Below are 13,661 nucleotides of genomic sequence, written 5' to 3' on the forward strand. Positions count from 1 at the left end.
ACATTTCTAGGGTGAGTCGGGAATGACGCTTCCTGCTGCAGGCCGGGGATGACACTTCTTGGGGCATGGCGGGGGTGGCATTCGGGCGAATCAGATCTCTTCACTCCAGCAAAACCCGTCGCGCGCAATCATGGCGCTCGATGCACTGGGGCCCCAGGTGCCAGCGGCATAAGGTCGGGGACCGATGCTGTCGTTTTTCCAGTGCTGCAGGATCGGCTCGACCCAGCGCCAGGCTTCTTCTTGTTCGTCGCTGCGCACGAACAGGTTCAGGCGGCCGTCGAGCACGTCCAGCAGCAGGCGCTCGTAAGCGCCCACGCGTTGGCTGCCAAAGCGCTTGTCAAAGTCCAGATCCAGGTGGACCGGGCTCAGGGTGGCGCCGCCGCTGCCTTCGCCGCGCTTGCTCTGGCCTTGCGCAAACAGGTGCAGCTCCAGGCCGTCTTTGGGTTGCAGGTGGATGACCAGTTTGTTGGCGTGGCCCACGGGGCTCTTGAAGATTTCGTGCGGTGTTTGTCGGAAGTTGATCTCGATGTGCGCCTCGCGCGAAGCCATGCGTTTGCCCGTGCGGATGTAAAACGGCACGCCTGCCCAGCGCCAGTTGGCGATCTCGGTGCGCAGCGCGACAAAGGTTTCGGTGCTGCTGCTGGGGCTAACGCCTTGTTCTTCACGGTAGCCTGGCACAGCGTGGCCGAACACATTGCCGGCGCTGTACTGGCCGCGAATCACGTGCTGGCTTAGGGTTTCGGGCGTCCAGCGTTTCAAGGCGCGCAGCACCTTGAGTTTTTCATCGCGGATCGCATCGGCGTGGGCGTTGATGGGGGGCTCCATGGCGATGGCGCACAGCAGTTGCAGGGCGTGGTTTTGCACCATGTCGCGCAGTGCGCCGGTGGTTTCGTAAAAGCCGCCGCGCTTTTCCACGCCCAGCTCTTCCGACATGGTGATCTGGATGTTGGCGATGTGTTCGCGCCGCCACAGCGGCTCAAACAAGGCGTTGCCAAAGCGCATGGCAAACAGGTTTTGCACCGCGGGCTTGCCCAGGTAGTGGTCGATGCGGAAGATTTGCTGCTCTTTGAAGACCTTGCCCACCGCCTCGTTGATGCTGCGGTTGGAGGCCAGGTCGTGGCCCAGCGGTTTTTCGAGCACGATGCGGGTCTTGGCGGTGTTCAAGCCGTTGGCCGCCAGTTGTTCGCAGACGGTGGTGAAGAGGCTGGGTGCGGTGGACAAATACATCACCACGGTGTCGGTTTCGCGTTCGGCCAGGCGGGCAGACAACGCGGCATACGACTCGGGTTTGGACAGGTCCATGCGCACGTAGCACAGCAAGCTGGCAAACCGGGCGAACTCTTCGGGGTTGGGGCGCTTGTCGCCTTCGACTTGTTCAAAGCGCGACTGGATTTGCTGGCGGTATTGTTCGTCCGTCAGGTCGTCGCGGCCCACGCCGATGATGCGGCCGCCCTCGGGCAGGGTGTCGTGACGGTAAGCCTGAAACAAAGCAGGCATGAGTTTGCGCCAGACCAGATCGCCCGTGCCGCCAAAGAAAACCAAATCAAAAGCCATGATGTTCTTGAGTTACATGAAAAATTGATTTGTAATGTAACTTTGTTTCACTGATAATTCAAGCCAGCTTTCAAATCGCGGGTAAATATTTCAGCCGAGGGAACGACGCGCTGCTGAAACGGCATCCACCCCAATGAATGCCTGCCAGCACAATGAATGCCTGCCAGCCCAATAAATGTCTGTCACCCTGATAAATGTCTGTCACCCTGATAAATGTCTGTCACCCCGGACTTGATCCGGGGTCCAGCTTGTTTCAAGCAGGGATGCCCGATCAGCTCGGGCATGACAGGCCAGGCCATCCGACTTTGTGACTACTTTTGCAACTTGTATAAAACGCCATGAACCAACTTGACGCCCTCAAACAATTCACCACCGTGGTCGCTGACACCGGCGATTTCAAGCAACTGGCCCAATTCCAGCCGCAAGACGCGACCACCAACCCGTCGCTGATCCTCAAAGCTGTGCAAAAGCCCGAATACGCGCCTTTGCTGGCCGAGACCGTGGCCGCCCACCGGGGGCAGCCGCTGGACGTGGTGATGGACCACCTGCTGGTGCGTTTTGGTTGTGAAATTTTGAAGACCATTCCGGGCCGCGTGTCGACCGAAGTGGACGCACGCCTGAGCTTTGACACCGCCGCCACCGTGGCGCGTGCGCGCCGCATCATGGGCCTGTACGAAGCGCAGGGCATCCCGCGTGAGCGCGTGCTGATCAAGATCGCCTCGACTTGGGAGGGCATTCAAGCCGCCGCCGAGCTGGAGCGCGAGGGTATCCGCTGCAACTTGACGCTGCTGTTCGCGTTTTGCCAGGCGGTGGCTTGCGGCCAAGCCAAGGTGCAACTCATCTCGCCATTCGTTGGCCGCATTTACGACTGGTACAAAAAGACCGCTGGCGCTGCCTGGGACGAAGCCGCCAAGGCCGGGGCCAATGACCCGGGTGTGCAGTCGGTGCGGGCCATCTTCAACCACTACAAAAAGCACGGCATTGCCACCGAAGTCATGGGCGCGTCGTTTCGCAACATCGGCCAGATCACCGCGCTGGCTGGCTGCGATTTACTGACCATCAGCCCCGAACTGCTGGCGCAGCTGGCCGCCACCGACGCGCCTTTGGTTTTGTCGCTGGACGCGACTGCTGCCCAAACCATGGACTTGCCTGCCGTGGCCTATGACGAAGCGGCGTTCCGCCTGGCGCTGAACGAAGACGCCATGGCCACCGAAAAGTTGGCAGAAGGTATCCGTGCCTTCTGTGCCGATGCCGTCAAGCTCGAAGACCTGATGCAGAAAGCCTGAAATCTGGGTGTGTCTTGGTAGGTCGGACCTTCAGGTCCGACGTGTGTGGACTTGGCACAGGTCCATGTCGGGGCTGAAGCCACCGACCTACCCCTCGCTCGCACTGGAATCAAGTCCTTCCCCGTGGCCTGATTCTTGTGTGAGCGAGCCCTTGCTCGCGAATGACAAAACCACCAGAAGCCTGTTTTAGATCAAATCCATTGAAAGATCCCCATGCGTTGTGACCAAACCCCGGCCTGGAAGGCCTTGACGGCCCATGCCGAACACACCACTGGTTTTGACTTGCGCACGGCCTTCGCTGCCGATGCCCAGCGTGCTTACACCCTGAGCCAGCAAGCCCCATACGTGTTCGCTGACCTGTCCAAAAACCATGTGGACACCGCGACAGAAGCCTTGCTGCAAGAGCTGGCCCGCCAGACCGGGCTTGAATCCCACCGCGACGCCATGTTTCGGGGTGAGGCCATCAATCACACCGAAGACCGAGCCGTGATGCATTGGCTGCTGCGCCAGCCCGAAGGCAGTCTGGGTGGTGCGCTGGCCGAGCCGCTGACGCTGGTGCATGGCACCTTGGCTCCCATGTTGGCCTATGCCGAGCAGATCCGGGCCGATGCGCAGATCACCGACGTGGTCAACATCGGCATCGGTGGCTCTGATTTGGGGCCGCAAATGGCCGTCCTAGCCTTGCAAGACGTCGTCATCCCGGGCAAGCGTTTTCACTTCGTGTCGAACGTGGACGGCCATGAGCTGGCAGGTGTGCTCAAGGGCCTGAAGGCCGAGAACACCCTGTTCTTGATCGCCTCCAAAACCTTCACGACCACAGAGACCATGACCAATGCCCGTTCGGCTTTGCAGTGGTTCAAGGCGCAAGGTGGCGTTGATGTGGCTCGCCACTTTGCGGCTCTCACCACCAACGTGGCTGCAGCCGCCGAGTTCGGTATCACCACCACCTTCGGTTTTTGGGACTGGGTGGGCGGGCGTTACTCCATGTGGTCGGCCATTGGTTTGCCGGTGGCGATCGCCATCGGCGCGCAGGGTTTCAAAGACCTGCTGGCCGGGGCGCACGCGATGGACCAGCACTTTCAGACCGCGCCGCTCGAAGCCAATTTGCCGGTGCGTCTGGGCCTGCTGGACGTCTGGTACCGCAACTTTTTGAATTACACCAGCCGCTCTATTGCGCCTTATCACAGCGCTTTGCGCAGATTGCCCGCGTATTTGCAGCAGCTCGAGATGGAGAGCAACGGCAAGCGCGTGGACCGCAACGGCCAGGCGCTGCCGTACGGCACCTCGCCCGTGCTGTGGGGCGAGCCGGGCACCAACGGCCAACATGCTTATTTTCAGATGCTGCACCAAGGCACCGACATCGTGCCGCTGGAGTTCATGGCCGTTAAAAAGCCCACGCACAATTTGGCCGACCACCACGAGCTGCTGCTGGCCAATGCGATCGCGCAGGCACAGGCGCTGATGCTGGGCCAGACTGACGCAGGCGGGCACAAGCACTTCACCGGCAACCGGCCCAGCACCTTCTTGCTGCTCGATGAGCTGACGCCCGCCAGTTTGGGGGCGCTCATCGCCTTGCAGGAACACCGCGTGTTTGTGAGTGGCTCGGTCTGGGGCATCAACAGCTTTGACCAGTGGGGGGTGGAGCTGGGCAAGGTGCTGGCCAAAGACATCCATGCCCGAATGGCCTCTGGCGATGTCACCGGGTTGGATGCTTCAAGTGCTGGACTGCTCGAGCGCATTCGTTGAAGCCCTGAAGACATCGCCCTGAGGGCAGGGCGCCCCAATAATGCAAGACAACACAGCCCAAGCAGGGCGGGCTCAATGCTTGTGCGCGCTGTGGTCGTGAGCCTCCTGGGCCGCCTGAACACTTACCGTTCCCCGCATGCCCGCCTCATAGTGACCCGGGATCAGGCAGGCCATTTGCAAGCGTGTGGCCTTCGAAAAGGTCACCACCAATTCGCCGGTTTCCCCGGCAGCCACGCTGATGGCTGCACCTGTGCTGTGGTGGTGAGCGCTGTCACTTGCTGCACCTTTTGCGGCAGCCTGTTTCATCGCCTCTGAGTGGGCGCTGATGTCCTCGTCGCTGCCCAGTACCATTTCGTGCGCTGTGCGTCCCGAGTTGCTGACCACAAAACGGATGGTTTCACCGGCTTGCACCTCGATTTGGCTGGGCGTGAAGCGCATTTGGTCGTCCATGTTCACTGCCATGCTGCGGGTGACCACTTGGGCCAGAACTGGGTCGTGTGGCCCGGTTGCGGCCAAGGCCCCTTGGTGCTCGTCTGCTGCAGCGGCCTCGCCGTGGCTGTGCCCACCCGTGGCGGCCCAGTCGGGGTGGCGTTCCAACCATTGCCAGGCGGCCCAGCTGCCCGCCGTCACGGCCGTGCCCAGCACCAGCACATACACCGTGGCAGCCCTTGGCCAATGGCCAGGTGCACTCAGCCCCAAAGCCAGGACCGAGATGAAAAAGCCCAGCGGCACCACCCATGCGCTGCGGGCGGGTGAGTCTGGAAAGTGCTGCAACCCACCCGTGAAAAACCCCAGGCCAATGGAGAGCAAAGTGCCCAGCACCAAGGTCTGCAGCAAACCTGTTCGTGGTGTGTCAGTGTCTGCTGGGCCCAGCCGGTGTTCCAGCCAAGCCCCCAGCACAAACAAAACGATGCCAATGGCCGCCGTCCAAAGGGAGCGTGTCCCGCTGAAAAAGCCGTGGTTCACGGCCCCTGAAATGAAGCTGATGCCCGAATACTTGAGCAGCATCGCCCCGTGCTGTTGTTGAAAAGAAGAAGTCATGCGTCCATCCATGCGCGGCCTTGGGCTGCGCGTTGAAAACCATCTGCCGCGCAGGACTTGGCCCGCGCAGAACGTGAAAAGAGGGGTAGCGCGTTCAGGCGATGGGTGGGCGCAAGACAGGGCGCAAACTGGCGCTTTGCCAGCCCCTTGGGGTAGGCATCGGGTGCGCGGATGGCGCTGTGTTCAGCGCCAAGCCTGTCCATTGGCCCAACCCCATGGCGCAGCACTGGTGACAGTCGGCATGGTCTGCACAGGGTGTATGGGGGTTGCCCGAGTTGGGACTGTCCAGGGTGGCAGGCTTATCCGCAGGATGGGCGGTATGACCGTGGCAGTCAGGCCCGGCCAGAAAGGCTTGTGGCGCTTGAGCAAGCGGATGGCCATGGCTGTGTTGCACGGCCTCCGCCTCAGGATGCGCTGTCGTCCAAGAGGCATGCATCGGGGTTGTTGGCGAATGCGTTTGCGAAGCCGATGAAACAGGCATGGCCATGGCCGAACCCAAGCTCAGCTTGAGCACCAGCAGCCAGATCCAGATCCACGAACAACTGCGCATGCCAAGATCTTATCGGTTCATGGGGTGCAAGCGCGAGCACGCAACAAAAAAGCCCCGCAAGGCTTTCACCTTGCGGGGCTTTGTGCTTGGCCGGGTGAGGGCCTAAACCCTCAGTCCAGACGGCGGGGCCATTACATGCCCATGCCGCCCATACCACCCATGCCGCCCATGTCAGGCATGCCGCCGCCCATGGGGGCGTCGTCTTTCGGGGCTTCCGAAACCATGCACTCGGTGGTCAGCATCAAAGAAGCCACAGAAGCGGCGTTCTGCAAAGCAGTACGGGTCACTTTTGTAGGATCCAGGATACCCATTTCGATCATGTCGCCGTAGGTGTCGTTGGCGGCGTTGAAGCCGTAGTTGCCTTTGCCAGCCAACACAGCGTTCACCACAACGGATGGCTCGCCACCAGCGTTGTAAACGATTTCGCGCAATGGGGCTTCGATGGCTTTCAACACCAGTTTGATACCAGCGTCTTGGTCAGCGTTGTCACCTTTGATGGTGCCAGCTGTTTGACGTGCACGCAGCAATGCCACGCCGCCACCAGCCACGATGCCTTCTTCCACAGCAGCGCGTGTAGCGTGCAGAGCGTCTTCAACGCGGGCTTTCTTTTCTTTCATTTCGACTTCGGTGGCAGCGCCGACCTTGATCACGGCCACACCGCCAGCCAACTTGGCCACGCGCTCTTGCAGCTTCTCGCGGTCGTAGTCAGAAGTGGCTTCTTCGATCTGCACGCGCACTTGCTTGACGCGGGCTTCGATGTCGCCAGCAGCACCTGCGCCGTCGATGATGATGGTGTTTTCTTTGCCCACTTCGATGCGCTTGGCTTGGCCCAGATCGGCCAAAGTCACTTTTTCGAGGGTCAAGCCCACTTCTTCAGCGATCACTTTGCCGCCGGTCAAGATGGCGATGTCTTCCAACATGGCTTTGCGACGATCGCCAAAGCCTGGAGCCTTGACAGCCACCACCTTCAAGATGCCACGGATGGTGTTCACCACCAAAGTAGCCAAGGCTTCGCCTTCAACTTCTTCGGCAATGATCAACAAAGGACGGCCAGCTTTTGCAACGGCTTCCAATGTAGGCAACAAGTCGCGGATGTTGCTGATTTTCTTGTCGAACAACAACACGAAGGGGTTGTCCAGCAAAGCAGCTTGCTTTTCGGGGTTGTTGATGAAGTAAGGCGACAGGTAGCCGCGGTCGAACTGCATGCCTTCAACGACGTCGAGTTCGTTGTTCAAAGACTTGCCGTCTTCCACAGTGATCACGCCTTCTTTGCCCACTTTGTCCATGGCGTTGGCGATGATTTCGCCGATGCTGGTGTCGCTGTTGGCAGAGATCGAACCGACTTGGGCGATTTCTTTGCTGGTGGTGGTGGCCTTGGTGGCCTTCTTCAGCTCTTCGATCAAAGCAGTCACTGCTTTGTCGATGCCGCGCTTCAGGTCCATCGGGTTCATGCCAGCGGCCACGTACTTCATGCCTTCGCGCACGATGGCTTGGGCCAACACGGTGGCAGTCGTTGTACCGTCGCCAGCGTTGTCAGAAGTCTTGGAAGCCACTTCCTTGACCATCTGCGCGCCCATGTTTTGCAACTTGTCTTTGAGTTCGATTTCCTTGGCCACGGACACACCGTCCTTGGTCACGGTGGGGGCGCCGAAAGAGCGCTCCAGAACCACGTTGCGACCCTTTGGGCCCAGAGTCACTTTGACCGCGTTGGCCAAAATGTTCACGCCTTCAACCATGCGTGCGCGGGCTTCGCCGCCGAAAATTACGTCTTTTGCTGCCATTTTTAAGCTCCTAATCTTGAATGTCATTCCCGTGAAGGCGGGAATCTACGGGTTGGCGGGTCTGCGCTTGCGCACGGAGGACCCACCAGGGGTCAATTACTCGACAACTGCGAACAGGTCTTCTTCTTTCATGACCAGCAGCTCGTCGCCACCGACCTTGACGGTCTGGCCGCTGTACTTGCCGAACAACACGCGGTCGCCGACTTTCACGCTCAGGGCTTTGGTCTCGCCTTTGTCGTTGGTCTTGCCTGGGCCGACGGCCAAGACTTCACCTTGATCAGGCTTTTCAGCAGCGGAATCGGGGATCACGATGCCCGAAGCTGTTTTGGTTTCGCTTTCGATACGCTTGACGATCACGCGATCGCCCAAAGGACGCAGTTTCATGGAATCTCCTGGATTTGAAACAAGGGTTGAAAAACAAAAGCACCTGAAAAAACGGGTGCTGCTGAAATCTGAGGGGGAATGACTGTTAGCACTCCCTGCCTTCGAGTGCTAATGATAAGGGCATTTGGCCTTGTTTCAAGTGCCCGGCACTTTTTACTGGCTGGTCGGGCGGTGTGTGGCGTCGTTGCTGACGTGGGCACTGCCCAGCATGTAGCCATAGACCAGATCGGTGCTGATGTCGCAGTCAAACAGGTTGAGTTTTTGGGCCAGATGCAGGGGGCTGCCCGAGGGCAGGTGTGTGCTGTTGTAGACCACGATGTGGGCGTTTTGCATCAATGTGTCTTGCAGGTGCAGCGGCGCATTGTGCAGCCAGGGAATCCGGGCATCGATGAAGAAAGTGCCCACATGTTGCTGAATGCCCATCAAATCCAGGGGGTGGGTGATGAGCTTGACATGGTCCCACTGCCCCAACTGCCCCAAAGCTGGCGGGACGTGTGCGCTGTCGTGCAGGATGCAGATCAGTGGTTTTTCGGGTGTGGCCTGCGGGCCTGAAAAGCCTTGTTGTTTGCAATACTGGGTGAGGGACGACGACAGGATTCGCCGGTGCCCGCCTTGGGTGACATAGGCCTTGAAGATGCCGTTTTCCACCATGCGCTGGACAGTGCCCACTGACAGGCCCAGCATCTTGGCAGTTTGGCTGGTGCTGAAGTAGGCTTGGTTGATGTTGCTGTTTTTCATCGCGAATTCCTCAAGAGGGGCACAGAAGATCGGGTTTGAATTTTTTGGGCTGTTTGGATGTTATGGCCCGTTTGCCAGCCGTGGCGGGGTGTGAACTGGTAGTTGGGTGAACAAAAACAGGTAGACCCGCCACGAGGGCCAGGGTGGCGGGGCGACATTTGTCTGGTGTCCCCCTCTTTCTTGTGCCTTGTTGCGGGGTCGTGTGCCAGTTCAGGGCAAAATCACCCCCCATGTTGAGTTGGTTCCGCTTTTTTTCCCGTTGGCCTTTGTGGGCTTTGCACGCTATGGGCAGCGTGGGGGGCTGGCTGGCCTGGTGTTTTTCGGGGCGTTACAGACGCAGGTTTCTTGACAACGTGCGTCAGGCCGGCCTGGGATGGCGCGCCGTGCTGGGTGCGGTTGGACAGGCAGGGCGCATGTCGGCCGAGCTGCCACGCTTGTGGCTGGGCCGCACGCCACACTTGGCGTGGGCCGATGACCGCGCTGCCGTGGAGGCTTATGCCAGCGGTCAAGGTGTGTTGTTCCTGACGCCGCACATGGGGTGTTTTGAGATCACAGCCCAGGCGCTGGCCTTGCGTTTTTCTGCACAACATGGACCTTTGACGGTGCTGTACCGTCCCGCCCGCCATGCCGGTTTGGGTGAAGTCATGAGCTTGGCGCGCCAGCGCCCGGGCCTGGAAGCGGTGCCCACCACCTTGGCGGGTGTGCGGCAAATGATCAAGGCCTTGCGTTCAGGCCGCGCTGTGGGGTTGTTGCCTGACCAGGTGCCGCCTGAGGGCATGGGGCAGTGGGCCCCCTTCTTTGGCCAACCGGCCTACACCATGACCTTGGCTGCCCGGCTGGCTTTGCAAACCGGTGCCCGGGTGGTGCTGATCTGGGGCGAACGCTTGTCTTGGGGGCGCGGTTACCGCTTGCACACCCAAGCGCTGGGCCATGCCCTTTCAGCCGATCTGGACACCGCCGTGGTGCAGATCAACCAGGCCATGGAGTCCTTGATCCTGCAGTGCCCATCGCAGTACATCTGGGGTTATGCCCGTTACAAACACCCCCGACCCGCATCGGACTGATCTGTTGAACACATGGTGAATTTGCTGATTGCTGTCATGCGCCTGTTTGCGCGGCTTCCTTTGTCTTGGGTCAGGGCGCTGGGGGCTGGGCTGGGCTGGTTGTTGTGGCATTTGGCGCGCAAACGCAGGCACATTGTCAGCGTCAATTTGCGCTTGTGCATGCCCGAGCTGACCGAGGCAGAGCGTCAGGCCCTGGCTTATCGGCACTTTTTGGCCTTTGGGCAGTCGGTGCTGGACCGTTCATGGCTGTGGGATGCGCCGGAGGCGGTGGCGCGGGGCCGGCTCAGGTATGTGGGCGATTTGACCGCCTTGACCGCCCCAGGTCCGCTGGTGGTTTTTGCCCCGCATTTTGTGGGACTCGATGCGGGGGGCTTGGCGGTGGGCTGGTGTGTGCCTCGCAACGTGGCCTTCATTTTTGTCAAACAGTCCAATCCCAAAGTGGAAGCATGGGTTCGGCATGGGCGAGAGCGCTCAGGCAACGCGCGACCTTATTTCAGGCACGAAGGGGTGCGACAGATTTTGGCGGGCCTCAAGAAGGGCGAGCCCTTGCATTTGTCACCCGATATGGACTTTGGTCGTGGCGAGTCGATTTTTGTGCCTTTCATGGGGGTCGAACAAGCGGCCACCGTGCCCTCTTTGTCGCGGTTTTCAAGGGTGGGTGGTGCGCGTGTCGTGCCGGTGGTCACGCGCATGACGCCGCAGGGCTATGACATTGAAGTCCATGCGCCGCTGGTCGACTTCCCGAGCGCCGACCTGGCGCAAGACACGGTCCGCATGAACGCCTTGCTGGCCGGCTGGGTGCGCACCATGCCCGAGCAGTATTACTGGGTGCACAAGCGCTTGAAGACCCGGCCCGAGGGTGAGCCTGGTGTTTACTGACCGGGGGGCGTCAGAAAACCGGTGATTTCGCGGATCACTCGCCCGGGCTTTTCATGCACCACCCAGTGGCTGGCTTTGGCAATGGGCACGAGTTTCAAATCAGGCACATGCAGCGCCAAACCTTCGGTCAGGCAGGGCAACAAAGCGACGTCGTCTTGCGCCCAGAGCACCAGTGTGGGCACGCCGATGTGCAAGGCTTCCGGCGGAATCTGAACCACCGATGCGCCCGGGTCTTGCGCCGTGGCGGGACGCAGGGGCGAAGCCCGGTAATAGTTGAGCCCGCCTTGCAGTCCGTGCCGCCAGACCTGGCGGTAGCGTTCTTTGACTTCGGGGGTGAGCCAGCGGGCGGGTTCAGGCGCGTGCGCAGCTTGCGGCTGCGTGAGTGAGGGCAGTTCGCTGTCATGACCATCCAGAAAGTCCAGCAATCGTTCATAGTCGTTGGCGGCCAGTTGCGCTGCGGCATCGGGCTGGACCAGGAAGTTCATGTAGGCGCTGGCGGCTTGTTGCGCCGGGTGGCTTTGCAATGCCTTGAGGAAGGGGCCAGGGTGGGGGGAGTTGACGATGACCAGCTGGCGCAGGCGTTCGGGGTGTTGGTTGGCCAGGCTCCAGGCCACAGCGCCGCCCCAGTCGTGGGCCACCAAAGCGGCCAATGGGGCTTCGCCTGATGCCACGTCGATCAAGGCCACGATGTCCTGCACCAGGTGCTTGGCCCGGTAGGCCTTGACGTCTTCTGGGGCGCTGGACCGTTCATAGCCACGCAAATGGGGGGCCACGCAGCGGTAGCCGCCGTTTTCGGGTTTTGAAAAGTGGACCAGCAATGGGTCCCAGACCCAAGCGGCTTCAGGAAAACCGTGCAGGAACATCATCACGGGTCGCCCTTTGTCGCCACATGCGCGGCAGCTCAGTGTGATGCCGTGAGGCAGATCTTGCTGCCAAGTTTCGATGGCGGGAGGAGCGTTTTGCACGGGCGGATCACTTCTTGTAAGGCGGTGATCCGGTGCCTTCAACGGCTCAGGCTCACTCGTCCAGGGCTTCGGGTTCTTCTTCGGGTGGTTCGGAGGAAACGGGTGCAGGCGCTGCGCCTTCGGCTGGGTGGGTCCAGTCCCACAGCAGCTTGGCCACCTCGTCCACGCCTTGTTTTTTCAAGGCCGAAAAGAGTTTCACCTCGCCGCCACCGGCTTGCAGTCGCGCAATCGACAAGGCTTTGGCCTGCTCGGCTCGGGTCAGTTTGTCGGCCTTGGTCAGGATGATCAAAAACTTCAAGCCTTCTTCGACCCGCGGGCGGATCACTTCGAGCAGGATGTCGTCGAGCTCAGTCAAGCCGTGGCGTGGGTCGCACATCATCACAATGCCCTTGAGGTTTTCGCGACTGACCAGGTAATTGGCCATGACTTGCTGCCAACGCAGTTTGTCCATCTTGGCCACAGCGGCATAGCCGTAGCCAGGCAAGTCAGCCAGCACGGCGTCGGTGATGCCTTGTTTGCCTAAAGCGAACAGGTTGATGTGTTGTGTGCGGCCGGGCTTTTTAGAGGCAAAGGCCAGCTGCTTTTTCTGGGTCAGGGTGTTGATGCAGGTGGATTTGCCCGCATTGGAGCGGCCCACAAAGGCGATTTCGGGGGTGTCCATCGCGGGCAAATGGTGCAGTTGCGCGGCGGTGGTCAGAAAGCGTGCGGTGTGCATCCAGCCCATGGGCGTGACCACTGGAGGGGTGGCGGGCGCGGGTTGGGGCGAGGGCTTGGAAACGCGGGGGCTGGAGCTCATAAATCAGGGGGCCTTGGGTCGTCAGGAAACTGACGCAGACCTCATTGTAGAATCCTTGAGTTTTGCGCCCATTCTTCCAACTTTTGGACGACGACCATGAAGTCAATTGTTTCTCTCCTGATGTCCGCCACCTTGTCCGCTTTTGTGGCGGGCTCTGCATTGGCCGCTGGCCCTGCGCCGGTGGTGGCCAAACCCGATTTGGCCAAAGGCGAAGCCGCTTTTGCCATGTGCGTGGCCTGCCATGCCGCCGACGGCAACTCGACCACCCCGGTCAACCCCAAACTGTCGCAGCAACACCCCGAATACCTGATCAAGCAGTTGCAAGAATTCAAATCGGGCAAACGCGCCAACGCCGTGATGAGTGGCATGGTGGCCGGTTTGAGCGACGACGACATGCGCAACATCAGCTACTGGCTCGCTTCCAAGCAAGCCAAGCCTGGTTTTGCCAAAGAAAAAGACACCGTGGCATTGGGTGAGCGCATCTACCGTGGTGGCATTCCAGACCGCCAGATCGCCGCTTGCGCCAGCTGCCACTCGCCCAACGGCGCTGGCATGCCTGCCCAATACCCCCGCATTTCAGGCCAGCACGCCGACTACACCGCCGCCCAGTTGGTGCAATTCCGTGATGGCGTTCGCAAGAACAGCATCCAGATGACCCAAGTGGCCGCCAAGATGAACGACCGCGAAATCAAGGCCGTGTCCGACTACATGGCCGGTCTGCGCTGAGCGCGGTTCAGACCTCGCCTAGGGGTTATCCCTTGGACGCATGAGGTCTTCATTCGGCCTTCAGCAGGCTGAGCCACAATCGGGTCCCCGGCTGTGACGTGACCCATCAAGGCCGGATATCCGGCCTTTTTTGTTTGTGGCGGGCTGTGGC

The 13,661-nt window shown here is 60.3% G+C and carries 13 protein-coding genes; 5 read left to right on the forward strand and 8 right to left on the reverse strand.

Annotation, left to right across the window (positions count from 1 at the left end):
- Positions 1-90: 90 nt before the first annotated feature.
- The gene (gene zwf, locus B9Z37_RS13055) at positions 91-1,554 is read right to left on the reverse strand and encodes a glucose-6-phosphate dehydrogenase (protein WP_108313461.1); all 1,464 of its coding nucleotides are present in this window, start codon (positions 1,552-1,554) and stop codon (positions 91-93) included.
- A gap of 338 nt (positions 1,555-1,892) precedes the next feature.
- Between zwf and tal the strand changes: the two genes are divergently transcribed.
- Together tal and pgi are read left to right on the forward strand one after the other, a co-directional pair.
- Positions 1,893-2,840: a transaldolase gene (gene tal / locus B9Z37_RS13060; protein WP_108313462.1), complete on the forward strand. Its 948-nt coding sequence runs from the start codon at positions 1,893-1,895 to the stop codon at positions 2,838-2,840.
- A gap of 213 nt (positions 2,841-3,053) precedes the next feature.
- Positions 3,054-4,586: a glucose-6-phosphate isomerase gene (gene pgi / locus B9Z37_RS13065; protein WP_108313463.1), complete on the forward strand. Its 1,533-nt coding sequence runs from the start codon at positions 3,054-3,056 to the stop codon at positions 4,584-4,586.
- Between the two features lie 72 nt (positions 4,587-4,658).
- Here pgi and B9Z37_RS13070 read toward each other — a convergent pair whose 3' ends face one another.
- The 5 genes from B9Z37_RS13070 to B9Z37_RS13085 all read right to left on the reverse strand — a co-directional run bounded on the left by B9Z37_RS13070 (position 4,659) and on the right by B9Z37_RS13085 (position 9,080).
- Positions 4,659-5,627 carry a cupredoxin family protein gene (locus tag B9Z37_RS13070; RefSeq protein WP_167394393.1) on the reverse strand — a complete coding sequence of 323 codons (969 nt, stop codon included), beginning with the start codon at positions 5,625-5,627 and terminating at the stop codon, positions 4,659-4,661.
- A gap of 94 nt (positions 5,628-5,721) precedes the next feature.
- The gene (locus B9Z37_RS14370; RefSeq protein WP_146179740.1) at positions 5,722-6,177 is read right to left on the reverse strand and encodes a hypothetical protein; all 456 of its coding nucleotides are present in this window, start codon (positions 6,175-6,177) and stop codon (positions 5,722-5,724) included.
- 131 nt (positions 6,178-6,308) lie between these two features.
- On the reverse strand, positions 6,309-7,958 hold the full coding sequence (gene groL, locus B9Z37_RS13075; protein WP_108313465.1) for a chaperonin GroEL: 1,650 nt from the start codon (positions 7,956-7,958) through the stop codon (positions 6,309-6,311).
- A gap of 96 nt (positions 7,959-8,054) precedes the next feature.
- Complete coding sequence (groES, locus tag B9Z37_RS13080) at positions 8,055-8,342, reverse strand: co-chaperone GroES (RefSeq protein ID WP_019426307.1); 288 nt, start codon at positions 8,340-8,342, stop codon at positions 8,055-8,057.
- A 153-nt stretch (positions 8,343-8,495) separates the two neighbouring features.
- Positions 8,496-9,080, reverse strand: coding sequence for a helix-turn-helix domain-containing protein (locus B9Z37_RS13085; RefSeq protein WP_108313466.1), 585 nt, complete (start codon positions 9,078-9,080; stop codon positions 8,496-8,498).
- A gap of 230 nt (positions 9,081-9,310) precedes the next feature.
- On the opposite strand from B9Z37_RS13085, the gene B9Z37_RS13090 reads away from it, so the two are divergent.
- Entirely contained in the window at positions 9,311-10,144 is an 834-nt protein-coding gene (locus B9Z37_RS13090; protein WP_108313467.1) for a lysophospholipid acyltransferase family protein, read from the forward strand.
- 12 nt (positions 10,145-10,156) lie between these two features.
- The gene (locus tag B9Z37_RS13095) at positions 10,157-11,023 is read left to right on the forward strand and encodes an LpxL/LpxP family acyltransferase (protein WP_108313468.1); all 867 of its coding nucleotides are present in this window, start codon (positions 10,157-10,159) and stop codon (positions 11,021-11,023) included.
- Here B9Z37_RS13095 and B9Z37_RS13100 read toward each other — a convergent pair.
- Both B9Z37_RS13100 and yihA read right to left on the reverse strand, forming a co-directional pair.
- Positions 11,017-11,988, reverse strand: a complete 972-nt coding sequence (locus B9Z37_RS13100; protein ID WP_407067238.1) for an alpha/beta fold hydrolase — start codon at positions 11,986-11,988, stop codon at positions 11,017-11,019. The two genes, B9Z37_RS13095 and B9Z37_RS13100, sit on opposite strands and share 7 nt — an antisense overlap.
- Before the next feature lie 52 nt (positions 11,989-12,040).
- Positions 12,041-12,784 (reverse strand): ribosome biogenesis GTP-binding protein YihA/YsxC, encoded by a 744-nt coding sequence (gene yihA / locus B9Z37_RS13105; RefSeq protein ID WP_407067239.1) that lies wholly within the window; start codon positions 12,782-12,784, stop codon positions 12,041-12,043.
- A 96-nt stretch (positions 12,785-12,880) separates the two neighbouring features.
- On the opposite strand from yihA, the gene B9Z37_RS13110 reads away from it, so the two are divergent.
- Positions 12,881-13,510, forward strand: coding sequence for a c-type cytochrome (locus B9Z37_RS13110; RefSeq protein ID WP_108313469.1), 630 nt, complete (start codon positions 12,881-12,883; stop codon positions 13,508-13,510).
- Positions 13,511-13,661: the final 151 nt, after the last annotated feature.

It is taken from the genome of Limnohabitans parvus II-B4 (assembly GCF_003063455.1).
GTDB lineage: Bacteria > Pseudomonadota > Gammaproteobacteria > Burkholderiales > Burkholderiaceae_C > Limnohabitans_A > Limnohabitans_A parvus.